Below are 24,723 nucleotides of genomic sequence, written 5' to 3'. Positions count from 1 at the left end.
CACAGGGGCACGCGGCGTTACCGGGGGTCTTCTCCGCATACGCTCCTCGCGCCCCCTCGTGCGCCGCTTGAACGCTTGACACCGATGGGCCCGGTGTGCGCGGGCGCGCACGACGAAGCGGGCGGGGAGCCGGTGATGGCTCCCCGCCCGCGTCGATCAGGGGTGTCGCTGTGGGGTCAGCTGATGGACTTGATCAGCTCACCGTTCGTGGTGTCGCCGCTGAGCTCCCAGAAGAAGGTGCCGCCCAGGCCCTGCTGCTGCTTGTAGTTCATCTTCCCGGCGATGGTGGCGGGGGTGTCATAGCTCCACCACTGGTTGCCGCAGTGCGCGTAGGCCGTGCCCGCGACCGTGCCGGTCGCCGGGCAGGAGCCCTTGAGCACCTTGTAGTCCTCGATGCCCGCCTCGTAGGTGCCGGGCGCGGCGCCGGTCGCCGTGCCACCGGGGGCGTCCTGGGTGACGCCGCTCCAGCCGCGTCCGTAGAAGCCGATGCCCAGCAGGAGCTTCGAGGCCGGGATGCCGAGGCCCTTGAGTTTCTGGATGGCGGCGTCGGTGTTGAAGCCCTGCTGCGGAATGCCGTTGTAGGAGTTGAGCGGGGAGTGCGGGGCGGTGGGGCCCTGTGCGGCCCACGCGCCGAAGAAGTCGTACGTCATCGGGTTGTACCAGTCGACGTAACTCGCGGCGCCCGCGTAGTCGGCGGCCTCGATCTTGCCGCCGGAGGAGGCGTCGGCGGTGATCGCGGCGGTCACCAGGTTGGACGAACCGAACTTGGCACGCACGGCCGACATCAGGTTCTTGAAGGCGTCCTTACCGCTGGTGTCGCAGGAGAGGCCGCAGGCGTTGGGGTACTCCCAGTCGATGTCGATGCCGTCGAAGACATCCGCCCAGCGCGGGTCCTCGACCAGGTCGTAGCAGGACTGGGCGAAGGCCGCGGGGTTCTTGGCGGCCTCGGTGAACCCGGAGGACCAGGTCCAGCCGCCGAAGGACCACAGCACCTTCAGGCCGGGGTGGAGCTTCTTGAGCTTGCGCAGCTGGTTGAAGTTGCCGCGCAGGGCGCCCGCGTCCCAGGTGTCGGCCTGGCCGTCGACGCTGCTCGCCGCGTCGTACGCCTTGTCGTAGTCGGCGTAGGAGTCGCCGATGGCGCACTTGCCGCCGGTGACATTGCCGAAGGCGTAGTTGATGTGGGTGAGCTTGGCGGCCGAGCCCGAGGTCTCGACGTTCTTGACGTGGTAGTTGCGCTGGTAGATGCCCCATTCGGTGAAGTAGCCGACCACCTTGTTCCCGGCGGCCTTCGTCGTGGGGGTCTTGGCGGCCTTGGACGTGGCCTGGGGTATGTCGGCGCTCCGGGGTTCACCGGCCGCTGCCGAGCCCGCGAGCAGGGTGGCGGTCAGCACCACCGTACAGATCGCCGCGAGCGCGGCGGACAGTCTGCCTGGTCTGAGCATGGAATCTCCTCGGTGGGGGGTGAGGGGAGAGTGAACTGCCCGACGACCTGCCCATAGCTTGACATGAACGCGCAGGGCAGGGTGGGGAAAAGGTAGAAGGACTAGACCAGTGGGGTCAATGGTCTGGGCCAATTTGCTCCATGCGTGCGACGTTGGTGGGAGTGCGTGGAGGAAGGTGGTGGGTGCCCATGTGCGAAATTGGTTGAAGATCGGGCGACCGGTACCGGAACGCTCCGGATCGGGCATACTCCAACCGCCGCAGTGCAGGTCATCACCGTTCGCGATCCGACGGGCCGACCGGCCGGCGGCAGCACCACCGGTGGCGCCGCCTCACCCCGGCGTACGCCGCCGAAGCGCCTGACCAGGGGAGAGGAGAGCGCCGCCATGACCGATCACGGCCCGCAGCCGGTGGAGCGTGAGCTGCCCACCGAAGAGGCCCGCGACCTGATTTCGCTCGTCCGCGAGCTGATCGAACGGGAGATCAGGCCCCGGGCCGCCGAGGAGGAGGCCGCCGGGCGCTTCCCCCGCGAGCTGTTCACCCTGCTGTCCGAGTCCGGGCTGCTGGGGCTGGTCCAGCCCGAGGAGTTCGGCGGCGGCGACCAGCCGTACGAGGTCTATCTCCAGGTCCTCGAGGAACTCGCCGCGGCCCGGCTGACCGTCGGCCTCGGCGTCAGCGTCCACACCCTGGCCTGCCACGCCCTCGCCGGCTACGGCAGCAAGGAGCAGCAGGCAGAGCACCTTCCCGCGATGCTGGGTGGCGGACTGCTCGGCGCGTACTGCCTCTCCGAGCCCTCCTCCGGCTCCGACGCGGCGGGGCTCACCACCCGGGCCACCCGGGACGGGGACACCTGGACGCTCGAGGGCACCAAGGCGTGGATCACCCACGGCGGCATCGCCGACTTCTACACCGTGCTCGCCCGCACCGGCCCCGAGCGCACCCGCGGCATCAGCGCCTTCCTCGTGCCCGCCGACGCCCCCGGGCTCTCGGCGGCCGCGCCCGAGCACAAGATGGGCATGGCCGGTTCGCCGACCGCCCAGATCCACCTCGACGGGGTGCGGGTCCCCGACGCCCGTCGCATCGGCGAGGAGGGCCAGGGGTTCGCGATCGCCCTGTCCGCCCTCGACGCGGGCCGGCTGGGCATCGCGGCCTGCGCCGTCGGCGTCTCCCAGGCGGCGCTGGACGAGGCGCTCGCGTACACCGCGCAGCGGCGGCAGTTCGGCCGGCCGATAGCCGACTTCCAGGGCTTGCGCTTCATGCTCGCCGACATGGCCACGCAGATCGAGGCCGGGCGCGCCCTGTACCTGACGGCGGCACGGCTGCGGGACGCGGGGCGGCCGTTCTCCAAGCAGGCGGCGATGGCCAAGCTGTTCTGCACGGACGCCGCGATGCGGATCACCACCGACGCCGTCCAACTGCTGGGCGGATACGGCTACACGGCGGACTTCCCGGTCGAGCGCTATATGCGTGAGGCGAAGGTCCTCCAGATCGTGGAGGGCACCAACCAGATCCAGCGGGTGGTGATCGCCCGCGCTCTCGCGGGACCTGAGGCCGGCTGAGGCCGGTGTGTCGGTTGGGGGCGCGGCCCGCGCCCCCGCCGATTCGCATACGCCCCGGCCGGGGGCACCTCCCGGTGGTAGCTGGGGGAGAACCGGGCCCTGGGAGTCCTGGGAGCTCTACGGGCTCTAGGAAAGGCGCACCGGCCGGGAGCCGGGGCCGCCGAGGTGGGAGAACGGCTGCTTCCGCCAGTCCAGGCCCTCCGGAAGTGTCAGCAGCAGCGCGGCGTCCCGCTCGAACGCGTCCAGCGACGCGTCGGCGGGCGCGGCGTCGGTCACCCGGCGGCCGGTGCCGGCGCAGACCGTGAGCCCGAACGGGTCCCACGGGGACGAGCACAGCGCGTGCTCGGGAAGGACGTCCTCGTCGGCGAGGAGCGCGATGGGGCGTGCGCAGTCCGGGCAGATCACCCGGAACATCTCATAGGTGTCGTGGAGCTCGTCGGTATCGATGTCGCCTGCGTCGAGGCGCTCGAGATGAGGCATGAGTTTCCCCCTCGGGTGGGCTGGCCAGGCGCGTCGGCCTCGACCACAGCAAGCATTTCCCTCGTGGACGCATAGGTAATCGCCGCATCTCATAGGACACCCACGAGGGCATGTGGTGTTCGTCACATGCCCGATGCAGGTGCGGCGTAGCGGCGTCTATGTCCGCTGTGCCCACCCGTTGTGCCGGAGCCCTCCCGACCACATAAGGTGATCGGCTGTGGAGGAGTTGGACAGACAGATCGTGGAGCTGCTCGTCAAGGACGGCCGAATGAGCTACACCGACCTGGGCAAGGCCACCGGCCTGTCCACATCGGCCGTGCACCAGCGGGTTCGCCGGCTCGAGCAACGGGGTGTGATCCGCGGCTATGCCGCCGTCGTGGACCCCGAGGCCGTCGGGCTTCCCCTTACCGCGTTCATCTCGGTCAAACCCTTCGACCCCAGCGCGCCCGACGACATCTCCGAGCGGCTCGCCGAGGTGCCCGAGATCGAGGCGTGCCACAGCGTCGCGGGAGACGAGAACTACATCCTCAAGGTGCGCGTCGCGACCCCGCTGGAGCTGGAGCACCTGCTCAGCCGGATCCGCTCGCTGGCCGGTGTCTCCACCCGCACCACCGTGGTCCTCTCCACGCCCTACGAGGCGCGCCCGCCGCGCGTCTGAACACCCCGTCGACACCCCCTTGACCCCCTTACCTGATACCCCCATCGAGGCAGCCCGCCGTGAACGACCCCACCCCCGCCCAGGCCCCCGAAGGCCGTACCGTCCTGCTGCGCGGAGGTGAGGTCCACAGCCCCGCCGACCCGTTCGCGACCGCGATGGTCGTCGAGCGCGGCACCATCGCCTGGGTCGGCTCAGAAGGGGCCGCGGACGGCTTCGCGGACGGTGTGGACGAGGTCGTCCAGCTGGACGGGGCACTGGTGACGCCGGCCTTCACCGATGCGCATGTGCACACCACCGCGACCGGGCTCGCCCTCACCGGACTCGACCTCACCGGCGCCCGTACGCTCGCCGACGCGCTGGAGCGGGTGCGCGCCCACGCCGCCGCCCACCCCGCCGACCGGGTGCTGCTCGGCCACGGCTGGGACGCCGCCCGCTGGCCCGAGGGACGGCCGCCCTCCAGGGCCGAACTGGACCGGGCGACCGGCGGCCGCCCCCTCTATCTCACCCGCATCGATGTGCACTCCGCCGTCGTCACCACCGCGCTCCTGGACCGCGTGCCCGGCGTGTCGGACCTGGCCGGGTACCACTCCGACACGCCGCTGACCGGCGCCGCCCACCACGCCGTACGCGCCGCCGCCCACGCGGTCATCACCGAGCGGCAGCGCGCCGACGCCCAGCGGGCCGCCCTCGCCCGCGCCGCCTCGCTCGGCATCGGCACCCTCCACGAATGCGCCGGGCCCGACATCTCCTCCGAGGACGACCTCACCGGGCTGCTCGAACTCGCCGCCGAAGAGCCGGGACCGCGGGTGTACGGCTACTGGGCCGAGGCCGCGAGCAGCGCCTCCGACCTGGACAAGGTGCGCGAACTCGGCGCCATCGGCGCGGCGGGCGACCTCTTCGTCGACGGGGCGCTCGGCTCCCACACGGCGTGTCTCCACCAGCCCTACGCCGACACGCCGCACTCCGGCACCGCCTACCTGGACGCGGCGGCCGTCGCCGCCCATGTCACCGCCTGCACCGAGGCCGGGATCCAGGCCGGTTTCCACGCCATCGGCGACGCCGCCGTCACGGCCGTCGTCGAGGGCGTACGGGCCGCCGCCGACACGGTCGGACTCGCCCGCGTGCGCGCCGCCCGGCACCGCGTCGAACACGCCGAGATGCTCACCCCGGAGACCGTCGCGGCCTTCGCCGACCTCGGCCTCACCGCCTCCGTCCAGCCCGCCTTCGACGCCCTGTGGGGCGGCGAGGACGGCATGTACGCCCAGCGGCTCGGCCCCGACCGGGCCCGCACCCTCAACCCCTACGCGGCGCTGCTGCGCGCCGGAGTGCCCCTGGCGCTCGGCTCCGACAGCCCCGTCACCCCGCTCGACCCCTGGGGCACCGTGCGCGCCGCCGCCTTCCACCGCACCCCGGAGCACCGGATCTCCGTCCGCGCCGCCTTCACCGCCCACACCCGCGGCGGCTGGCGGGCCGTCGGACGGGACGACGCGGGCGTCCTGGCGCCCGGCGCGCCCGCCGATTACGCGATCTGGCGGACCGGTGAGCTCATCGTGCAGGTGCCCGACACGCGAGTCGCCGGATGGTCCACCGACCCGCGCTCCGGCACCCCGGGCCTGCCCGACCTCACTCCGGGCGGTCAACTGCCCGTCTGCGTGCGCACGGTGGTGGGCGGACGCACCGTCCACCTCCGGCCGGACGAGTGACGCGCGGGCGGCCCGTACCGCCGAACGATGAGCCCCCGGCCTGTCGTGGCATCTGAACACCGTCCGTACTGACCTGGTCATTTGAGGAAACGGCGCAGGTCATGTGGCTGTTGACAGGGTGCGGTCGGTGGCCGGTAGGTTCGGCCTCGTCCACCACAGGACGCCCGACCGGGGAATCTTCACGCAGTCGTCGAACGCCGCTGGGCCAGAGGGAGACGCGCCACCGTGGTGCGCCACCACTGGGAGCCAGGTCCAGTGCACGGGGGCGAGGGAGGGATCGCCGGGTCGGCAGGTGCGACCCGGGAGGGGCCCGGACGCTCAGTAGACAACGGCTCTCGGTCGATCCGCAGCCAGCGGGTCCCAGGTCGGCCCGAAGGGCGTCGGGCCCCCACTCCGCACGCGCACACCGGCGGACCGCCCCCCGACGCGGGGGCGGGGCCGCCGCCGGGCGAGGGAACCCCCGCCATGGCCGAAGCGTTTCTCTACCCCGAGGTCACAATCCGCACCTCGGGACCACTTCCGCGCGCCCGCGTTATACGGTCACCTCACCACAGCACGACCTGTAGGAAGGCCGCACCGTGCCATCGGGTTCCGACACCACCGCCGAAGCCGCCCCCACCGGGCCGGACGCAGACCGACCGGGTCAGCGGACGACCGGCTCCGCCGCCACGCCGCCCACGGAGGGCGCCGAGGGCGCCGAGGGCGGTGACGCTGTGGGGGGTCGTGATCCCGTCGGGGGCGGTGACGCCGCCGAGGGCCGTAAGTCCGTGGAGGGCGGTGACGCCGTGGGGGGTCGTGAGCCCGTCGAGGATCGTGACGCCGCCGAGGGCGGGGAATCAGGCGCGACCGGGGCCGCGGCGCCGGGGACTGCCGCATCCGGTGCCGCGTCTGCCGCGTCCGGTGCCGCGTCTGCCGCGCGCGGTGCCGCCGCGTCCGGTGCCGCCGCCAGTGCCTCCAGGACCGCCTCCAGTGCCCCCAGGACCGCCTCCGGGCCGGCCGCCGGAGAGCGGCGGCCCGGCCGGCTGCGCCGCCTCGGCCTGCTCGCCCGCCGCGAGGCGCGGCGCAGCGCGCTCGCGGCCGCCGGCGGGCTCGCGCTCGGCCTCGCCTTCCCGCCGTTCGGGGTGTGGCCGCTGTCCCTGGTGGCCGTCGCCGCCCTCGCCCTGCTCACCCACGGCCGGACCGCCCGCCAGGGCGCCTGGACGGGCTTCGCCTTCGGGGTGCCGTTCTTCCTGCTGCTGCTGAAGTGGCTCAGCGTGGTGGGCTGGGACGCGGTGGTGAGCCTGTCCATCATCGAGGCGGCCTTCCTCGCGCTGATGGGGGCGGGGCTGGCCCTGGTCTCCCGGCTGCCCGTACCGGCCCTGTGGCCGCTGTGGACGGCCTGTCTGTGGGTCGCCGAGGAGTGGGCCCGCGACCGGGTGCCCTTCGGCGGCTTCCCCTGGGGCCGCCTGGCCTTCGCCAACACCGGCTCGCCCTACACCCCGCTCGCCGCGCTCGGCGGCGCCCCGCTGGTCACCTTCGGCGTCGCGCTGACGGGCGGAGCGCTCGCCGGTGCCGCGCTCACCCTGTGGCGGCTGCGCGGCGCCGGGGGCTTCTCGCCGCGCCGCGCCCTGCCCGCCGCCGGGGCCGTGGCCGTCGCGGCCGCCGTGACGGCCGCCGGATTCGCGGTGCCCATCCCCACCGCCGCCGACGACTCGGTCGACATCGCGGTCGTCCAGGGCAATGTGCAGCAGCCCGGTATGGACTTCCTGGGCCGCCCGATGATGATCCTCGACAACCATGTGAAGGCGACCCTGAACCTGGCGAAGGACGTCAAGGCGGGCCGGATCGCCAAGCCCGATCTCGTCATATGGCCGGAAAACGCCTCCGACCTCGATCCCTTCCAGTATCGGGAGGCATACGCCCGGATCGACGAGGCCGTCAAGTCGATCGGCGTTCCGGTGCTGGTCGGCGCCCTGGTCGACCATCCGACCAAACAGGGCTATGTGGAGAACCAGGGCATCGTCTGGGACCCGAAGAGCGGCCCCGGCGCCTCGTACACCAAGCAGCACCCGGTGCCCTTCGGTGAGTACGTCCCCTTCCGCCAGGAGCTCAGCAAGATCATCACCCGGCTGCAGCGGGTGCCCCGGGACTTCTACCCCGGCGATCACACCGGTGTGCTGAACGTCGGCCCGGCGCGGCTCGGCGATGTGATCTGCTTCGAGGTCGCCTACGACGAGATCGTGCGCGACACGGTCAACGCGGGCGCCCGGGCGATCGTCGTCCAGACCAACAACGCCACCTATGGACGCAGCGGCCAGCCCGAGCAGCAGCTGGTCATGTCCAAGCTGAGGGCGATCGAACACGGTCGGCCGGTGATCACCGCGGCCACCAGCGGGATCAGCGCGGTGGTCTCCCCGGATGGCACGATCGAGCAGCGGACGAAAGAATTCACGCAAGATGTGCTCACCGCGCGCATCCCGCTGCGTGACGGCAAGACCCTGGCCGACCGCGTCGGTGCGACCCCCGAGTGGGTGCTCGCTATGGTGGGCGTTCTGTCCTGCGCGGCCGCGATCATGATCGGCCGTCGGGGACGTACGGACAAGAAGGGGCAGTAGCCGTGAGCGACGCACGCGAGGCCGAGGAGCCTGGCACCAAGGCCGACGAGCCGAGCGCGAAGGCCGACGGGGCCGGCGCCGAGGCCGAGGAGCCGCGCCGTAGCAACGAGGGCCAGGACGACGGTGGCCGGCGGAAGTACGGTCCGCTCGGCACGACCTTGGTGATCATCCCGACCTACAACGAGGCGGAGAACATCAAGCCGATCGTCGCGCGGGTCCGGGAGTCGGTTCCGGACGCGCACATCCTCGTCGCGGACGACAACAGCCCGGACGGCACGGGCAAGGTCGCCGATGAGCTGGCTGCCGAGGACGACCACGTCAAGGTCTTGCACCGCAAGGGCAAGGAGGGCCTCGGCGCCGCCTATCTGGCCGGGTTCCGCTGGGGCATCGAGCACGGCTACGGCGTGCTGGTGGAGATGGACGCCGACGGCTCCCACCAGCCCGAGGAGCTGCCCCGGCTGCTCACCGCGCTCAAGGGCGCGGATCTGGTGATCGGCTCCCGCTGGGTGCCCGGCGGCCGCATCGTCAACTGGCCCAAGTCCCGCGAGTTCATCTCCCGGGGCGGCAGCACCTACTCCCGTCTGCTCCTCGACGTCCCGATCCGCGACATGACGGCGGGCTACCGCGCGTTCCGCAAGGAGACGCTCGAGGGCATCGGCATGGACGAGGTCGCCTCCCAGGGCTACTGCTTCCAGATCGACCTGGCCTGGCGGGCCATCAAGGCGGGCTTCCACGTCATCGAGGTTCCGGTCACCTTCATCGAACGCGAGCGCGGCGAGAGCAAGATGAGCCGCGACATCGTCACGGAGGCGGCCTGGCGGGTGATGTCCTGGGGCGTGGGCTCACGGGTCAACAAGGTGCTGGGCCGCAAGGATTCCAAGGAGTCCTAGGCCCGGGATCCCGGGTCCCGGACCCCGGACCGCCGGATCCCGGACCCGGGCCTGGCCCTCGGGCCCGGTGCTCCGATCCCCGCGGCCGGACCGGGCTCCGCGCTCGGAGTAGTCCCGCGAGCGATGTTCCACCCCGTACCGGACACTTGAGGCGGAAGGAGGCGGAACATGGCCAAAACGACCGCCAAGAGCGGGAAGACGTCGGGGCGCCGCATGGCGGCCCACGGGGGCGCCAAGTCGGGCGGCATGGAGACGCGGACCAAGGAGGACCTGTACCGCGAGGCCCAGAAGGCGGGCATCGAGGGCAGGTCCCAGATGTCCAAGAGCCAGCTGATCTCGGCACTGCGCCACCGCTGACCGCTGACCGCTGACCTATGGGACCGGGCGCGCCCCGGTCCCGGCGGCTCAGCGGACCCCTGGGACGGTCAGCACCGTGAGCAGCGCCGTCCCGGCGATCAGCCAGGCGACATAGTCGCCGATATGCCCGGACTGCAGTCGTCGTACGGGCGCGAGTAGCGCGGCCGTCCCGGTCTGGACCGGCCGCCGTACCGCCAGTGTGGCCAGGGTGATGGCGAGGGCCGCGGAGAGCGGCCCGAGCAGGATCCCGGTCAGCTGCCAGTGCGGTGGCGGATGGGCCGGGGCGGCCGCGGCGCGTCCGTCGAGGACCGTCCGACGGTAGCCGCCGGTGTCGGTGAACAGCGCCCCGGCCCGGCCCACTCCGGCGAAGATCCGCAGCCCGGCGCGCAGCACCGCGTCCCCGGTCACCGCCGACACCAGGACGTAGAGCGCCGGCAGCCACACGGCGGTGTGCCCCGCGGCCTCCTCCGCGGCGGCTCTGCCGAGCCCGGAGCCGAACCGCGGCAGCCCGTTCAACCGGGCCCGGTCGCCACGCACAGCGGCGGCACCGTGGCGGGCACCCCGACCAGCGCCGTCCGGCGCACCTGCCGGGAGTCGGCTGAAGAGCATCAGCCAGATCCCGGTCGGCGCCGCCCACCGCACGAGGACCTCCAGCACAGCCGTCGTTCGACACCTCCGTCGGCGGCGGGTACCCGGCCCGCCGCCGCCGATACCTCGCGCTTTCGCGGATTCCGCCCGGTCTCCTCCGGTCTCCTCCGGTCTCCTGGACCCTCTGGGACCCCTCGCGCGTTGGAACCCATGAGATCCCCTCGATCCCCCTTGGCCGTGCGACCCGCGCTCCGTATCGGTCACGGGCCCGGGCACACTTGGAGGCATGATGACCGGCGCATCGCAGCAGAGCGACCCGACCCGCCCGAAGCGCTCACGCGCCCGCACCTTCGTACCGCTGGGGATCGCCGCCTGGCTGGTCCTGGAGATCTGGCTGCTGACCCTGGTGGCGGACGTCGCCGGCGGGCTGACCGTCTTCCTGCTGCTGGTCGCGGGCGTGGTGGTGGGCGGGGCCGTGGTCAAGCGCGGTGGCCGCCGGGCGTGGCAGAGCCTGGCCGGGTCGATGCGGCCGGGCGCGGAGGAGCCCGCCACGCGCCCGGGAAGCTCCTTCACGATGCTCGGCGGGCTGCTGCTCATGGTGCCGGGGCTGGTCTCGGACGTGGCCGCGCTGGTGTGCCTGTTCCCGCCGACCCGGGCGCTGCTGCGGCGCCGCGCGGAGAGCGCGCTGTCGCGCCGGATGGGCTTCGTCCCCGGATCGCCGTCCGACCCCTTCCAGCAGGCCCGTGAGCAGTGGGAGCGCCGGGACGGGCGGGAGCGCCCGGAGCAGGGCACGGTCATCCAGGGCGAGGTGATACGGGACGGGGACGACCCGGGCCGGGACGGCGACGGAGAGCCGGGCCCCGGGCTGCGGCCGCGCGACCGGGGCTGAGGCCCGGTTCGGCCGGCGCGAAGGGCGCACAAGGGCTGAAGGGCGCCTAAGGGTCGAAGGGCATCTAAGGGCCGAAGGCGTCTAAGGGTCGAGGGCGCACAAGGGCCGGGGCCACTGCTGAGCAGTGGCCCCGGCCCTCGTACTTCAGTTGTTACCTCAGTGCTGCCGCTCGGTTCAGGCAGACTTACGGGTGGTGTCCCGCGGATGCACGGCGATGTTCATGGCACCGGAGCGGAGAACCGCCAGCCGCTCGGCCAGCACCTCCTCCAGCTCCTCGCGGGTGCGCCGCTCCATGAGCATGTCCCAATGCGTGCGCGCGGGCTTGCCCTTCTTCTCCTCTGGACCGTCGCCGTCGACAAGGAGTGCCATGGCGCCGCACGCCTTGCACTCCCACTCCGGCGGGATCTCCGCCTCTACCGAGAACGGCATCTCAAATCGATGGCCGTTCTGGCATGCGTACTCCACCGCCTGGCGCGGGGCCAGATCGATGCCGCGGTCGGTCTCGTAGCTGGTCACCACGAGTCGCGTGCCGCGAAGAGCTCGCTCACTCATGAATCGTGCCTCCCGGGCTTGTCGCCCACAGGACAGGTGTCGCTGTCGTCGTCATCCGGTCAACGTCCGGTCGGCGGTGAAGATTCCCGTATTGGGACATGCGTCGCCCGTCGTGCCGCCCCGTTGTTCTACCCACAGGCGCCCGGTTTGTCACATCTGGCAGCAGATGTCACCCAGCGTTTCTGGTACTTTAGCGCGCAGTAACGGTCCGCCTGGTAGGCCAAGGGCGTACACTACCGCCCCGACGGCCCCAGCCCTAAATCAGGTCCCGGACCTGCGGCTCGACGCCGCCGCGCGCCACGATCCCAGGGCCCGTCCCGGCGGGTGCGGGAATGGCGAAGACGCGCAGGAAGTACTGCGACAGCGGCCCGATGGTCAGCGCGAACAGCACCGTTCCCACCCCCACCGAGCCGCCCAGCGCGAAGCCGGTGGCCAGTACCGCCAGCTCGATCCCGGTCCGCACCAGCCGGATCGACCACCCCGTGCGCCGGTGCAGCCCCGTCATCAGCCCGTCCCGCGGGCCCGGCCCGAACCGCGCCGAGATGTAGAGCCCGGTGGCCACCCCGCACAGCACGATCGCGAAGAGCAGCAGCGGAATCCGCACCGCCAGCGCCTCCGGCTCCGGTATCAGCCACAGTGTGGCGTCCACCACAGGCCCGATCACCAGCACGTTCGACACCGTGCCCAGCCCCGGCCGCTGGGGCAGCGGGATCCACAGCAGCAGCGCGGCGACGCCGACGACGACCGTCACCGTGCCGATCGACAGCGAGGTGTGCTCGGAGACGCCCTGGTGGAAGGCGTCCCACGGGTCGAGACCGAGCGTGGCGCGCAACTGGAGCCCCATGGACACCCCGTAGAGCACCAGCCCCACGTAGAGCTGGGCAAGACGGCGTGGAAGGCGGCGGCGCGGAAGGTCGGACAACGCGTGCTCCTGGTGTGAGTGGCCTGCGGCATGTCACTCTGTGGCCTGGAACCAGTCCAGTTCCACGGCCAATCTCCGAAAGGTGGACCGCTTTCGATGAGTCCATGGACGTCCGCTGTCGGGGCACCCCAACTGGCCCGGCTGCTCGGGTCACAGCACACCCGCGAGGGCGTGGCCGCCGGGGCCGCGGCCTCACCGACCGGGGGCCGCCGCGTCCCCGCCTACCGCTCCCTCGCCGACGGCGTACGGCTGCTCATCCTGGAGGGCCGGGTTCCGGTCGCGGCCCGCCTCCCCGCCGAGCGCGAGCTCGCCGCGGCGCTCGCGGTCAGCCGCACCACCGTCGCCGCCGCCTACGAGGCGCTGCGCGGCGAGGGGTTCCTGGAGTCCCGGCGCGGCGCCGGGAGCTGGACCGCCATGCCCGCCGGAAGCCCGCTGCCCACCCGGGGGCTCGATCCGCTCCCGCCCGAGGCCGCGGCCTCCGTGATCGACCTCGGCTGTGCCGCGCTGCCCGCACCCGAGCCCTGGCTCACCCGCGCCATGCGCGGCGCCCTGGACGAACTGCCGCCCTACGCCCACACCCACGGCGACTACCCCGCCGGGCTGCCCGCCCTGCGCCAGGCGCTCGCCGACCGCTACACCGCCCGCGGCATACCGACCATGCCCGAGCAGATCATGGTCACCACCGGCGCCATGGGGGCCGTCGCCGCCGCCTGCCGGCTGATGGTCCGGCCCGGGGAGCGGGTCGCCGTCGAATCGCCCAGCTACGCCAACATCCTCCAGCTGATGCGGGAGGCGGGCGCCCGGCTCGTCCCCGTCGCCGTGGCCGACCGGCTCGCGGGCTGGGACATCCCGTCCTGGCGCCAGGTGCTCAGCGCCGCCGCGCCCCGGCTTGCCTACGTCATCGCCGACTTCCACAACCCCACCGGCGCCCTCGCCACCGAGGACCAGCGCCGCCAGCTCGTCGACGCCGCCCGCTCCGCCGGAACGGTTCTGATCGCCGACGAGACCATGGCCGAGCTGCGGCTGGACGACGGGGTGGAGCTGCCGCGGCCCGTCTGCGCCTTCGACCCGGCGGGCAGCACCGTGATCACGGTCGGCTCGGCGAGCAAGACCTTCTGGGCGGGGCTGCGCATCGGCTGGGTGCGCGCCGCGCCCGATGTCATCCGCAGCCTGGTCGCCGCCCGCGCCTACGCGGACCTGGGCACCCCCGTCATCGATCAGCTCGCCGTCGCCTGGCTGCTGAACACCGGCGGCTGGGAGGAGGCCATCGAGATCCGCCGGGACCTCGCGCGCGGCAACCGTGACGCGCTCGTCGGCGCCCTCCGGCGCCATCTGCCCGACTGGGAGTTCACCGTCCCGCACGGCGGGCTCACCCTCTGGGTCCGCACCGGCGGCCTCTCCGGCTCGCGCATCGCCGAGGCGGGCGCCCGGCTGGGGGTCCGGGTGCCGTCGGGGCCCCGCTTCGGGGTGGACGGCGCGTTCGAGGGGTACGTACGGCTGCCGTTCACGGTCGGGGGAGCGGTCGCCGAGAAGGCCGCCACCCGGCTGGCCTCGGCCGCCGATCTGGTGGCCACGGGTGCGACGATCGAGGCGGAGGCGCCGCGGACGTATGTGGCCTGACGTGCCGCAACGTGCTGTTGCTGTTGCTGTTGCTGTTGCTGTGGCGCTGGCCTGACGTGCCGTAACGCGCCCCGGTGCGGCAGCGCTACGAGGTCTCGGTGGCTAGCCCCCGACGGGTGCCGGGGCCGGGGGCGCCGCCGGGTCCGGGGCGGGGAGCAGCTGGAGCACCGCCTGCCGCTCGGCCTCGCCGGCCGCCTCGTCGTACGGATCGGGCGTAGCCGGCACCTGGAGGCGGTGCACCGGGCCCGCGCCGAGGCGGGCATAGCCGCGGCCCGGAGGCACCTCGGGCGTCGGCGTGGTGTGCGGCGGCGCGCCGAGGACGGCCGTGACCTGCTCGGACGAGACCGGGCCCAGCACCACCCGGGCCCGGGTGTGGCTCCGTACGGCCTCGCTCAGCGCCTCTGCGGCGTCCAGCTGGTCGGCGACCACCACCCGTACGTTCGCCGCCCGTCCGTGCCGCAGCGGCACGGCCAGCAGCTCCTGCGGATCGGTGCGGCCGTCCGCCGCCGCGAGATGGCTCATCACCGACGGCCGGTCCAGCAGGATCCACAGCGGGCGCTGGATGTCCTCCGGTGGCGCGTGCCGCAGCTGGCGGGCGCGGTTGGCGGCGATCAGCCGGCGCTCGGTCTCATGGCCCGCCCACTCCAGCGTGGCCAGCACCCCGGCCGGCCCGCACTCCACGGCCAGTACCCCCGTGCGTCCGCTCAGACACGCGTACTCGCCGGTGCCGCCGCCGTCCACCACCAGCACCTCACCATGGGGCAGCGCCTGCAGCGCGATGGAGCGCAGCAGCGTCGTGGTGCCGCTTCCGGGCTGGCCGAGCGCGAGCAGATGCGGTTCGGTCGAGCGCGGGCCGGTGCGCCAGATCACCGGCGGTACGTCATGGGTCTCCGGCCCGTCCCCTGCCGCCTTCTTGAGCCCGACGTCCCTCGTGTCCTCCGCGCTCTCCTCGTCTTCCCCGTCCTCCCCGGACGTCTCCGGCCCCGCCAGCACCGGAAGCGTCCGCTGCACCGACGACGGGTCGGTGAAGCCCAGCACCGTCTCACCGGGCGCGGTGACGAAGCGCTGGGCGTGGATCGCGGTGGACAGGGCGGGCAGCACGGTCAGGGTGAGGTTGTTGGCCTCCTCGTCCCACTCGAACAGATATTCACGGCCGCGCCCCGACTTCGCGTACAGCAGCTGCTCGATCCGGGTGCGGGCCGCGGGCTCGCCGTCGGTGAAGTACGCGGGGTAGTGGAGGCGCAGCCGGGTGAGCCGTCCGCTCTCGTCGAAGGCGAAGGAGTCGAACGCCGCGGACCAGTCGCCGCCGTGGCTGTAGAGCGGGCTGGGGTCCTCGGAGGCGGAGAAGTACGGCACCAGTGCCTCGTAGAGCGTGCGCAGCCGCTCGGTCCCGTCGGCGGGCGTCTCCGACGCGCCCCCGGCGCGCCCCCGGCCGGCCCAGCCCGCCGCGCCGATCAGGCTGATCGCCGCCGCCAGTGGCCCGTACGGCAGCAGGTAGAGGACGAAGCCGCAGGCGACCACGAGGGTGAATACCGGTCCGCGGCGGTCGCCCGGCAGTTCCATCCACTTGCGCCGCCCGGCGGCGGCGAGCACGCGCAACCCGCGCGAGAGCGCGACCAGCGGCTGGACCACATCGGCGACGCCGTCGGCCGTGCTGCGGGCGAACGCCCGGCCGCGGCCGGGCGGGACGAGCGGGGTGGCCCCGGCGCTGCCGAGGCGGAGGCGGGGGAGCGGTCTCCGGCCCACGTCAGATCTTGATCCCACCCAGGAGGCCGGCGAGGCTCGCGCCGCCCGCCTTGATGCTCGGAGCGATCGCGGTGGACGCGAGATAGAAGCCGAAGAGCGCACAGATGACCGCGTGCGACCCCTTCAGGCCGTCCTTGCGGAAGAAGATGAAGACGATGATGCCGAGCAGTACGACGCCGGACATGGACAGGATCATCACGGTCTCCTGGCTGATGGGGGACGGTCAGTCACCATGAGTGGTTCCAGGATCACAGCATGCATCGGCCGGGCGAAAGGTGCAATTGGGTGGATTATCGGTGTAATCATCACCATGGAGGCGTGGCGCTGCGAGCCGGCCGCCGACCGGGGCGGGGTGCCCGCCTGCCCGGGTGGGTCCGTCGCCGTCCTTAGGGTGGATGATCACATACCCAGGTAGCGAAGCCGGAGGCGACAGGCCATGACCGAATCGAACCCCGAGAGCGAGCCCGCCCACGACCCGGAGGTGCTCCAACTGGCGGCCAGGGTCTTCGACCTGGCCCGGCAGGGTGACACCGATACGCTCGCCGCCTATGTGGACGCGGGCGTCCCCGCCAACCTCACCAACGACAAGGGCGATTCCCTGCTCATGCTCGCGGCCTACTACGGCCATCCCGCCGCGGTGTCGGCCCTGCTCGAGCGCGGCGCTGACCCCAATCGGGTGAACGAACGGGGTCAGACCCCCATCGCGGGGGCCACGTTCAAGGGCGAGGCGGAGGTGCTGAGGGTGCTGCTGGCAAAGGGTGCCGACCCGCGCGCCGGATCGCCCTCGGCCGTCGAGACGGCGCGGATGTTCGGGCGGGAGGATCTGCTCGCGCTGTTTCAGGCCCCGGGCGCGGAGTAGTGAGCCGTACGGCGGCCATGAGGCAGCGTCACTCAGCCGCCGTTGACCGTCAACCCGCCCTTGACCGTTCAAAAAGTGAAGCGCGAGACTTCATTCAGACCGTGAGTTAAGCGATGAAACCAGTCGGCGTCAAGAGCGGCCGCGTCCGGTAGGTTCGGGCAGGGGGAAGGAGCCCGATGGGTCAGATGAACCGACGGACCGTCCGCGACCTGCGGCGCGGCAACCGCTCGACGCTGCTGCGCCAGCTGTACTTCCGGGGCCCGGTGAGCCGTCAGGAACTGGGCGCGCTCACCGGGCTCAGCTCCGGTTCGGTCAGCAATGTCGTCGGCGAACTGCTCGCCGACGAACTGGTGGAGGAGGCCGGGTCCGTCGAATCCGACGGCGGCCGCCCCCGCACGCTGCTGCGGGTCACGCCGGGCGGTGGCCATCTCATCGGGGTCGACGTCGGCGAGACCCATGTCCGCGTGGAGCTGTTCGACCTCACGCTGACGGAACTGGCCCGGTGGGAGCATCCGCTGACGCCCGGAGGGCTGGAGCGGGATCCGGAGCCGGTCGTCGGCCACATCCTGACCGGCCTGGACGCGGTCGTCGCCAAGAGCGGTGCCTCGCCGGACGCGGTCATCGGCGTCGGGGTCGGCGTCCCCGGCGTCGTCGAACAGGGGGACGAGATCCTCGTCCACGGCCCGACCGCCGGCCGGGACGCGGTGCCGCTGGAGCGGCTGCTGCGCACCGGCACCGATCTGCCGCTGTTCATCGACAACGGCGCCACCGCGCAGGGGCAGGCCGAGATGTGGTTCGGGGCGGGCCGCGGCGCGGACAACGCGGTGATCGCGCTGATCGGCTCCGGCGTCGGCGCGGCCATCGTGACCGCCGGGGTGCCGTACCGGGGCGCGACCAGCAGCGCGGGGGAGTGGGGGCACACGGTCGTCCAGGTCGGCGGGCGCGCCTGCCGCTGCGGTGCGGTCGGCTGTCTGGAGGCGTACGTCGGGGCCCAGGCGGTGCTCGACCGCTACGGGCACGGGGCGCGCGGAGCGGGTGCGGGCGGTGTGGGCGGTGCCGGTGAGAGCGGTGTGGGTGACGCGGGCGGTGCGGGTGAGAGCGGTGTGGGTGACACGGACGGGGCCGGTGAGGATCAGCAGGCCGCGTTCGCCGCGATCGTAGGGGCCGCCGGAATCGAGGCGCGGGCGCGCGAGGTGCTGGAGGAGACCGCCGCCTACCTCGGCGCGGGCATCGCCGACCTGATCAACCTCTTCAACCCCGAGCGGATCATCCTCGGCGGCTGGGCCGGACTGCTCCTCGGCGGCCGGGTCCTCCCCAGGATCCGGGCCGCCACCGCCTCCTACGCACTGCGCCGGCCGTACGCGCAGACCGAGATCGGGCTGGCCGAACTGGGGCCCGACGCTGTGGCGTTGGGCGCGGCCACGCTGCCGCTGGCACACTTCCTCGCCACCGGTGGAGCGCGCTGAGGGTTCGACTTCTGTCGGTTCAGGGGGAGTTGGGTCGGGCCCCGCCTCAAATTCTTTGATGCAAGAAGGTCCAGACCTATTGACATGCATCGAACAGCGCTGGACATTGTGTCTCCCCGGAGGTGACCGATGACGGCCAAGGCGCAGGCAGCCCAGCCCTCGCTGCGCACCACCGTGCGCGATCCGCGGCGCGGCAGCCGCTCCTCGCTGCTGTGGACGCTGTATCTGCACGCCCCGCTCACCCGCCAGGAGCTCGTCCGCCGTACGGGGCTCGGCGCCACCACCGTGGGCGCGGTCATCGGCGAACTGATCGCCGAAGGCGTCGTCACGGAAGGCGTCGTCACGGAGGGCGTCGTCACGGAAGAGGTCGTCACGGATGGGGAATCGCCGCGGCTGCGGCTGGTCTCCGAGCACCGGTACGTCATCGGCGTCGAGGTCGCCGATACCCGGGTCCGCGTCGGGCTGTTCGACCTCGCCCTCACCCAACGGGCCGGAGCCGTCTACCCGTTGGCCTCCGGACCCCACGGCGCCGAAACCGCCGTCCGCCACATCCTGACCTTCCTCGACGCCGTCATCGAGGAAGCCGGGATCCCCCACGGGCACATCCTCGGCGTCGGCATCGGCGTCTCGGCCGTCGGCTGGGACGGTGTCCCCCTGGAGCGGCTGCTGCGCACCGGCACCGCGCTGCCGCTGCACATCGACAACGGCGCGGAGGCCCTGGGCCGGGCCGAGATGTGGTTCGGCGCCGGACGCGGCGTCCAGCACGCCGTCGTCGCGCTCATCGGCTCCGGCGTCTCCGCGAGCGTCATCACCCACGGCTCCCCCTACCGGGGCGCCACCGACAGCGCGGGCGAGTGGGGTCACACCACCGTCCAGGCCGGGGGCCGCCGCTGCCGGTGCGGCGCCCGCGGCTGCCTCGAGGCGTACGTCGGGGCCGAGGCGGTCCTGGAGCGCTACCGCCAGGCGCGGCGCGGCCGCGTCACCCCCGGCGCCGACCAGGAGTCCGCGTTCGCCGCGCTGCTCGCGGCCGCCGACACCTCGTCCGCCGCGCAGCGCGTCCTGGAGGAGGCGGCGGTGTACCTGGGCGCCGGAATAGCCAATCTCGTCAATCTCTTCAACCCCGAGCGGATCATCCTCGGCGGCTGGGCCGGGCTGATGTTCGGCGCCCGTATGCTGCCGCGGATCCGCGAGACGGTGGCCGCGCAGGCGCTGCGCAGGCCGTATGCGAAGACCGACATCGGGTTGAGCGGGCTCGGCCCCCACGCCGTGGCGCTCGGTGCCGCCGCCCTGCCCGTCCGCCACTTCCTGACCGAGGGCGCGCACCGTCCCGCCCGGCGGCAGATCGCCACCCCTCAAGGAGCGCTGACGCGCCCTCCTCCCGCCTGTCCTCCGACCACCACCCCTCAAGGAGCGCTGACGCGCGTGGCCCCTGCCACCCGTATGCCCGTGCCATAGCGCCCGCGGACCCCGGCCCCCAACCGCCGGACACACACCTTCCCCCACCGGACCGGCACCCACCGGTCCCATCCCCCACACAGGAAGGCACCACCGTTCCATGAGAAGTACGCTGCGCAACACCGTGATCGGTCTGCTCTCCGCGACCGCACTCGCCGCCACCCCCTGGCTCACCGCTCCGGCCACGGCCACCACGGACACCCCCCACACCAAGGCCGCCGCGGCCGAGTTCACCGACAACTTCGACGGCGCCGCGGGCAGCGCGGTCGACGGCTCCAAGTGGGGCCTGGAGACCGGTGACAACGTCAACAACCACGAGCGGCAGTACTACACCGACGGCAACAAGAACGCGGCGCTGGACGGCAACGGCAACCTCGTCATCACCGCCCGCAAGGAGAACCCGGCCAACTACAACTGCTGGTACGGCCAGTGTGAGTACACCTCGGCCCGCCTCAACACCTCTCAGAAGTTCACCACGGCCTCCGGCCATGTCGAGGCCCGGATGAAGCTGCCGCAGGGCCAGGGCATGTGGCCCGCCTTCTGGATGCTCGGCAACGACATCGGCAGCGCGGGCTGGCCCAACTGCGGTGAGATAGACATCATGGAGAACGTGGGCTTCGAGCCCAGCACCGTCCACGGCACCATCCACGGCCCCGGCTACTCCGGCTCGGGCGGCATCGGCGCCGGCTACACCCTGCCCAATGGCGGCAAGTTCTCCGACGACTTCCACACCTTCGCCATCGACTGGTCGCCGAACAAGATCACCTGGTCCGTCGACGGCAACGTCTACCAGACCCGCACGCCCTCGGACCTCAACGGCAACCGCTGGGTCTTCGACCACCCCTTCTACATCATCCTCAACCTGGCCGTCGGCGGTTACTGGCCCGGCGACCCGGACGGCAACACCTCCTTCCCGCAGCAGCTGGTCGTCGACTACGTCAAGGTGACGGGCGGCAGCTGACGCCTGCGGCCGATGTGGAAGCCCGCTGAGCGGTGGTCTCGCCGGTGTCATCAGCAGGGGCGGACCGCCTCCGAGACCGCCGCGACGAGGGCTTCCACATCGGCACCCCAGCGTGAGACGAGGGTGAGGTCACGGGCCGGGTCCACCCACAAGAGGTGATTGCCGCCGTTGCCCCGGGCGCAGCGCCCGGTCGACGGGGCCTGTGGCCACACCACGCGGCCGTCGTTGAGCCACCACGACAGCCCGTACTCCGGCTTGACGGCACACGGCGTCCACAACGCCTCGATCCAGCGCCGTGACACGATCCGGCGCCCGGCCCACTCCCCACCGTTCAGGCAGAGTCGGCCGATACGGGCCAGGTCGAGCGCGCTGATCCACAGTCCGCCGCCCCAGTGGGCGCCGCCGGACACCACGGGCAGGCGCACGCCGCCGACGTCCACGAACGAGTTGTCGTAGCCGTGCCACGACCATGAGCCGGAGGCCCCGATGGGCTCCATGACTCGGGCGCGCAGCACCTCCGGCAGCGGCCGCCGCACCAGGACGGTGAGCGCGAGCGCCGTCAGATTCACCCGCACATCGTTGTAGGCCCACCCTTCACCGGGCGGCCCGCCCGCCGACTCCGTCCCCTCGCGGACGCTCTGGGCGTCCACCCCCGTCGGCTTCCCCCACAGCTCGCCCTCCCACTGGCTCGTCTGGTCCAGCAGCTGCCGCCAGGTGATCCGGCGCCCGTGTTCATCCGAGAACTGGGGCAACTCCACGGAGCCGCACACGGGTTCGTCCAGCCGTAGCAGTCCGTCGTCGAAGGCGACACCCGCGACGAGGGCCAGCACGCTCTTGGTCGCGCTGAAGGCCATCTCCACCCGGGCCGGATCCCCCCAGCGGGCGAGCACCTCGCCGCGCCGCACGACCACACCACCGGGCCCGTGTCCGGCTCGCAGCGGCCCGAGCACCTCGCGGTGCGAGACATCCGCCACCTGTGCCGCGAGGTAACTCCGCATGTCCTCAACCCCGGCCACGGGCCGCCCCGCGCGCTCCCGTACGGCCCGCTCCAGCGCGACGGAGTCGACCCCCGCCCAAGCATCACTCACCGGCCCATCGTCCAGTCGTTCGCCCTCCCGTGGCAACACACTCTCCGTCCGACCGGTCCGAGCCGGCTCGTAGTGCGCAGGCACCAGGACGGGTGAGTGGCTGGTCCGGGTGCACCAGGGGAAGACGGCGGCGCAGGACGATGCCCGGCGGGGCGCCGGAGGGAAGTGTTGGAGGCGCGTGAATTCCGCGCATCGCGCACACATCGAGCAGGTCCACGCACCTGCTCGCGACCAACGATGAACTCGTCACCAACGATGAAAGGGACGCTATGTCCCAAGCTGTGGTTTCCCCGCCCCCGGTCCGCATCGGGTGGCTGTCGATCGGTGCCCTCGGCATCCTGGCGCTCGCCCTCGGCACCCTGCAGACAGTGGTGGATCCCGCGCTCCCGCTGCTGCAACGTGAGCTGGGGGTCAGCTCCGGCGAAGGGGCGCTGGTCTCCAACGCGGTGCTCATCACCGGCGCCGCCGTCGCACCCGTCGCAGGCAAACTCGGCGACCGCTACGGCGGAAAGCGGGTGCTGGTCCGGCTGATGGCCGTGGTCTCGGCCGGTGGTCTGCTGGCCGGTCTGGCGCCGAACCTGCCGGTGTTGTTGCTCGGTCAGGTATTGCAGGGCGCCATGGTGGGTGCGCTGCCCCTTTCCTTCATCCTGGTGCGCAAACACCTCCCGGCAGGGGAGTCGCAGCTGGGGATGGGGCTGGTCATGGCGCTGTTCACGGGCGGCGGCATGGTGGGAACGCTGACTGCCGGGCCGATCGCGGAGGCATTTTCCTGGCATTGGATGTTCGCGCTGCCGACGATCGTGATCATCGCGATGACGTTGCTCGTGGCTCGGTTGATGCCGCATGATCCGCCGGTCGAATCGGAGTACGGGATCGACTGGCCCGGCGTGGCTCTGCTCAGCGGCACGTTGCTCGCGTTCATGCTCGGGCTCGTGAGGGCGACGGGCGACGAAGGCCTGCCGCCACTCGCCATCGGGGCCCTCGCGGTGGTCGTGGCCGCCCTCGCGACCGGATGGGTTGCCGTCGAGCGCCGGGCGGCCTCGCCGATGGTCGATCTGCGCATGCTGGCAAAGCCCGCCATGTGGCACGCGTGCATGCTCACCATCGTCATCACCACCGGTTTCGGGATGGTGAGCTTTCTGGTCCCGCAGCTGTTGGGGGTACCGGGCGACGGGTACGGCTTCGGAGCCGACACCACCGACATCGGACTGTTCCTGCTCCCCGGCGCCATCGCCGGGGCGGTGAGCGATTCGGTCGGCGGGATCGCGGCGCGGCGTTTCGGTCTGCGTGTCGTGCTCATCGCCGGGGCCGTCGTCATGGCGGCCACGATGACCGCCCTGATTTCGCTGCACACCGCGGAATGGCAGCTCGTCCTCGCGAAGGCGCTGGCCGCGATGGCCGCGGGCGCCGGCACCACGGCGTTGCTCACCAGCGCCACCACCGCCGTCGAGACCAAGGACACCGGCATCGCCACCAGCCTGCTCGTGGTGACACGTGTGATCGGCATCGCCCTGGGCGTCCAGATCGCCGCCGCGATCCTCGACGCCGGGGCCGACTCGAAGACTGGCCTGCCGAGCGAATCGGCCTTCGCCACGGGTTTCGCCGTCGCCGGTGTCGTGGCCGCACTGTCACTGCTCGTTGTCCGTATCACAAAGAAAAAGGGAGCCCAGGCATGACACCCACCGGTCTGTCGATGGACGTGAGTACCACCGCGAAGCGCACGGTCCTGATCTCCGGGGCCAGTATCGCCGGACCCGCGCTGGCGTACTGGCTGCACCGGTCCGGATGCGCGGTCACCGTGGTGGAGAAGGCAGGCGGGCTGCGCGACGGTGGTTACCCGATCGACATCCGCGGTACCGCGATCGAGGTGGTCCGGCGGATGGGGATACTGCCGCGACTGCGGGACGCCCACATCGACTCGCGTCGCTGCACCTTCCTGAACGCCGATGGCAGTGAACTGGCCTCGCTCAGCCCGCACGCCATCGCCGGCAGTGTCGAGGGACAGGACCTCGAGGTGCGTCGTGGCGATCTGGCCGCGGCCCTCTACGGAAAAGTCCGCGATGACGTGGAATTCCTGTTCGGCGACTCCATCGACACCCTCGACCAGTCCGGACAGGGCGTCGACGTCACTTTCCACAGTGGGCAACGGCGCACATTCGACCTGGTGGTCGGCGCCGACGGTATGCACTCGGCCACCCGGGAGTCCCTGTTCGGCCCCGAAGAACAGTTCCACCGCTACCTCGGCTACTGCTTCGCCATATTCACCATGCCGAACACCTTCGGGCTCTCCCGCGAGCTCGTGTTGTGGAACGCCCCGGGGAAAGCCGCGGCCCTCTACGCCGTCGGGGGCAACGACGAGCTGCACGCCTTCCTGAACTTCCACCGGCCGGAACCGCCGCTCGACGCCCTCCGCGACCCCGACGCCCAGCGGGACCTGGTCGCCACGGTCTTCGCGGACGCGGGATGGGAGGTCCCCGGCATGGTCAACGCCATGCGCGACGCGGATGACCTGTTCTTCGACACGGCCGGTCAGATCCGCATGCCCCACTGGTCCAGCGGCCGTGTCGCGCTCGTCGGCGACGCCGCGTACGCACCCTCGTTCCTCACCGGACAAGGCTCGAGCCTCGCACTGGTCGGTGCCTACATGCTCGCCAACGCCCTGGCCACGAACCGGGACCACACCGCGGCCTTCGCCGCCTACGAACGCGGCGTTCGCGACTTCGTCGCCATGAACCAGGCACTGGTCGACAACGGTTCGGCCAGGCTCTTCCCCACCACGGAGCGGGCCCTGGAGCAACGCAACACCATGCTGCGCGGCCTCGTCACCATGCCCTCCGCGACACCACGACCGGCCCACTCGGCCCTTACCCTGCCCGAATTCGCCCCGATGCCGTGA

General features: G+C 72.0%; 22 protein-coding genes. 14 read left to right on the top strand and 8 right to left on the bottom strand.

All coding sequences use genetic code 11. The features are described from left to right. Positions 1-176 precede the first annotated feature (176 nt). Entirely contained in the window at positions 177-1,442 is a 1,266-nt protein-coding gene (locus tag JK364_RS42770; protein WP_201856838.1) for a glycoside hydrolase family 18 protein, read from the bottom strand. A gap of 384 nt (positions 1,443-1,826) precedes the next feature. Here JK364_RS42770 and JK364_RS42765 point away from each other — a divergent pair, with 384 nt between their 5' ends. Continuing rightward, entirely contained in the window at positions 1,827-2,999 is a 1,173-nt protein-coding gene (locus tag JK364_RS42765) for an acyl-CoA dehydrogenase family protein (RefSeq protein ID WP_201856837.1), read from the top strand. A gap of 126 nt (positions 3,000-3,125) precedes the next feature. On the opposite strand, the gene JK364_RS42760 is transcribed toward JK364_RS42765, so the two are convergent. Beyond that, positions 3,126-3,479 (bottom strand): hypothetical protein, encoded by a 354-nt coding sequence (locus JK364_RS42760; RefSeq protein ID WP_201856836.1) that lies wholly within the window; start codon positions 3,477-3,479, stop codon positions 3,126-3,128. A 217-nt stretch (positions 3,480-3,696) separates the two neighbouring features. On the opposite strand from JK364_RS42760, the gene JK364_RS42755 reads away from it, so the two are divergent. From JK364_RS42755 to JK364_RS42735, 5 genes are all read left to right on the top strand, one after another. Continuing rightward, positions 3,697-4,137, top strand: coding sequence for an Lrp/AsnC family transcriptional regulator (locus JK364_RS42755; RefSeq protein WP_020866923.1), 441 nt, complete (start codon positions 3,697-3,699; stop codon positions 4,135-4,137). A gap of 155 nt (positions 4,138-4,292) precedes the next feature. Continuing rightward, positions 4,293-5,840 (top strand): amidohydrolase, encoded by a 1,548-nt coding sequence (locus tag JK364_RS42750; RefSeq protein WP_230993360.1) that lies wholly within the window; start codon positions 4,293-4,295, stop codon positions 5,838-5,840. A 578-nt stretch (positions 5,841-6,418) separates the two neighbouring features. Next, complete coding sequence (lnt, locus tag JK364_RS42745; RefSeq protein WP_372462067.1) at positions 6,419-8,434, top strand: apolipoprotein N-acyltransferase; 2,016 nt, start codon at positions 6,419-6,421, stop codon at positions 8,432-8,434. A gap of 158 nt (positions 8,435-8,592) precedes the next feature. Then, on the top strand, positions 8,593-9,324 hold the full coding sequence (locus JK364_RS42740) for a polyprenol monophosphomannose synthase (RefSeq protein WP_223864990.1): 732 nt from the start codon (positions 8,593-8,595) through the stop codon (positions 9,322-9,324). A gap of 168 nt (positions 9,325-9,492) precedes the next feature. Further along, positions 9,493-9,681, top strand: coding sequence for a Rho termination factor N-terminal domain-containing protein (locus JK364_RS42735; RefSeq protein ID WP_201856833.1), 189 nt, complete (start codon positions 9,493-9,495; stop codon positions 9,679-9,681). Positions 9,682-9,729: 48 nt separating this feature from the next. Here the strand turns inward: JK364_RS42735 and JK364_RS42730 are convergent, their stop codons facing one another. Beyond that, complete coding sequence (locus JK364_RS42730; protein ID WP_230993340.1) at positions 9,730-10,338, bottom strand: hypothetical protein; 609 nt, start codon at positions 10,336-10,338, stop codon at positions 9,730-9,732. Between the two features lie 220 nt (positions 10,339-10,558). Here JK364_RS42730 and fxsA point away from each other — a divergent pair, with 220 nt between their 5' ends. Further along, entirely contained in the window at positions 10,559-11,158 is a 600-nt protein-coding gene (fxsA, locus tag JK364_RS42725) for an FxsA family membrane protein (RefSeq protein WP_201856872.1), read from the top strand. A 174-nt stretch (positions 11,159-11,332) separates the two neighbouring features. Here fxsA and JK364_RS42720 read toward each other — a convergent pair whose 3' ends face one another. Both JK364_RS42720 and yczE read right to left on the bottom strand, forming a co-directional pair. Further along, positions 11,333-11,710, bottom strand: a complete 378-nt coding sequence (locus JK364_RS42720; protein ID WP_078639713.1) for an RNA polymerase-binding protein RbpA — start codon at positions 11,708-11,710, stop codon at positions 11,333-11,335. A 256-nt stretch (positions 11,711-11,966) separates the two neighbouring features. Beyond that, a complete protein-coding gene (gene yczE / locus JK364_RS42715) occupies positions 11,967-12,632 on the bottom strand; it encodes a membrane protein YczE (RefSeq protein WP_443732274.1) in 666 nt (221 codons plus the stop codon). Between the two features lie 96 nt (positions 12,633-12,728). Here yczE and JK364_RS42710 point away from each other — a divergent pair, with 96 nt between their 5' ends. Then, positions 12,729-14,252 carry an SCO1417 family PLP biosynthesis transcription factor gene (locus JK364_RS42710; protein WP_201856832.1) on the top strand — a complete coding sequence of 508 codons (1,524 nt, stop codon included), beginning with the start codon at positions 12,729-12,731 and terminating at the stop codon, positions 14,250-14,252. 102 nt (positions 14,253-14,354) lie between these two features. Here JK364_RS42710 and JK364_RS42705 read toward each other — a convergent pair whose 3' ends face one another. After that, on the bottom strand, positions 14,355-15,998 hold the full coding sequence (locus tag JK364_RS42705; protein WP_201856831.1) for an RraA family protein: 1,644 nt from the start codon (positions 15,996-15,998) through the stop codon (positions 14,355-14,357). A gap of 1 nt (position 15,999) precedes the next feature. Continuing rightward, positions 16,000-16,194 carry a hypothetical protein gene (locus JK364_RS42700; protein WP_201856830.1) on the bottom strand — a complete coding sequence of 65 codons (195 nt, stop codon included), beginning with the start codon at positions 16,192-16,194 and terminating at the stop codon, positions 16,000-16,002. Between the two features lie 240 nt (positions 16,195-16,434). Between JK364_RS42700 and JK364_RS42695 the strand changes: the two genes are divergently transcribed. The 4 genes from JK364_RS42695 (at position 16,435) to JK364_RS42680 (ending at position 20,739) form a co-directional block, all read left to right on the top strand. Next, positions 16,435-16,857, top strand: a complete 423-nt coding sequence (locus tag JK364_RS42695) for an ankyrin repeat domain-containing protein (RefSeq protein WP_201856829.1) — start codon at positions 16,435-16,437, stop codon at positions 16,855-16,857. A 176-nt stretch (positions 16,858-17,033) separates the two neighbouring features. After that, positions 17,034-18,323, top strand: a complete 1,290-nt coding sequence (locus JK364_RS42690) for an ROK family transcriptional regulator (protein WP_201856828.1) — start codon at positions 17,034-17,036, stop codon at positions 18,321-18,323. 129 nt (positions 18,324-18,452) lie between these two features. Further along, positions 18,453-19,778: an ROK family protein gene (locus JK364_RS42685; protein ID WP_201856827.1), complete on the top strand. Its 1,326-nt coding sequence runs from the start codon at positions 18,453-18,455 to the stop codon at positions 19,776-19,778. A 100-nt stretch (positions 19,779-19,878) separates the two neighbouring features. Further along, positions 19,879-20,739 carry a glycoside hydrolase family 16 protein gene (locus JK364_RS42680; protein ID WP_201856826.1) on the top strand — a complete coding sequence of 287 codons (861 nt, stop codon included), beginning with the start codon at positions 19,879-19,881 and terminating at the stop codon, positions 20,737-20,739. A 50-nt stretch (positions 20,740-20,789) separates the two neighbouring features. On the opposite strand, the gene JK364_RS42675 is transcribed toward JK364_RS42680, so the two are convergent. Further along, positions 20,790-21,827 carry a serine hydrolase domain-containing protein gene (locus tag JK364_RS42675; RefSeq protein ID WP_307841557.1) on the bottom strand — a complete coding sequence of 346 codons (1,038 nt, stop codon included), beginning with the start codon at positions 21,825-21,827 and terminating at the stop codon, positions 20,790-20,792. A gap of 269 nt (positions 21,828-22,096) precedes the next feature. On the opposite strand from JK364_RS42675, the gene JK364_RS42670 reads away from it, so the two are divergent. Beyond that, complete coding sequence (locus tag JK364_RS42670) at positions 22,097-23,503, top strand: MFS transporter (protein ID WP_201856824.1); 1,407 nt, start codon at positions 22,097-22,099, stop codon at positions 23,501-23,503. Further along, positions 23,500-24,723, top strand: a complete 1,224-nt coding sequence (locus JK364_RS42665) for an FAD-dependent monooxygenase (RefSeq protein ID WP_201856823.1) — start codon at positions 23,500-23,502, stop codon at positions 24,721-24,723. Before JK364_RS42670 ends, JK364_RS42665 begins: the two co-directional genes overlap by 4 nt.

Source organism: Streptomyces endocoffeicus (assembly GCF_016741935.1).
Classification (GTDB): Bacteria; Actinomycetota; Actinomycetes; order Streptomycetales; family Streptomycetaceae; genus Streptomyces; species Streptomyces endocoffeicus.
Note: the sequence above shows the minus strand (reverse complement) of the source record. Positions and strands in the feature narration are given on the sequence as shown.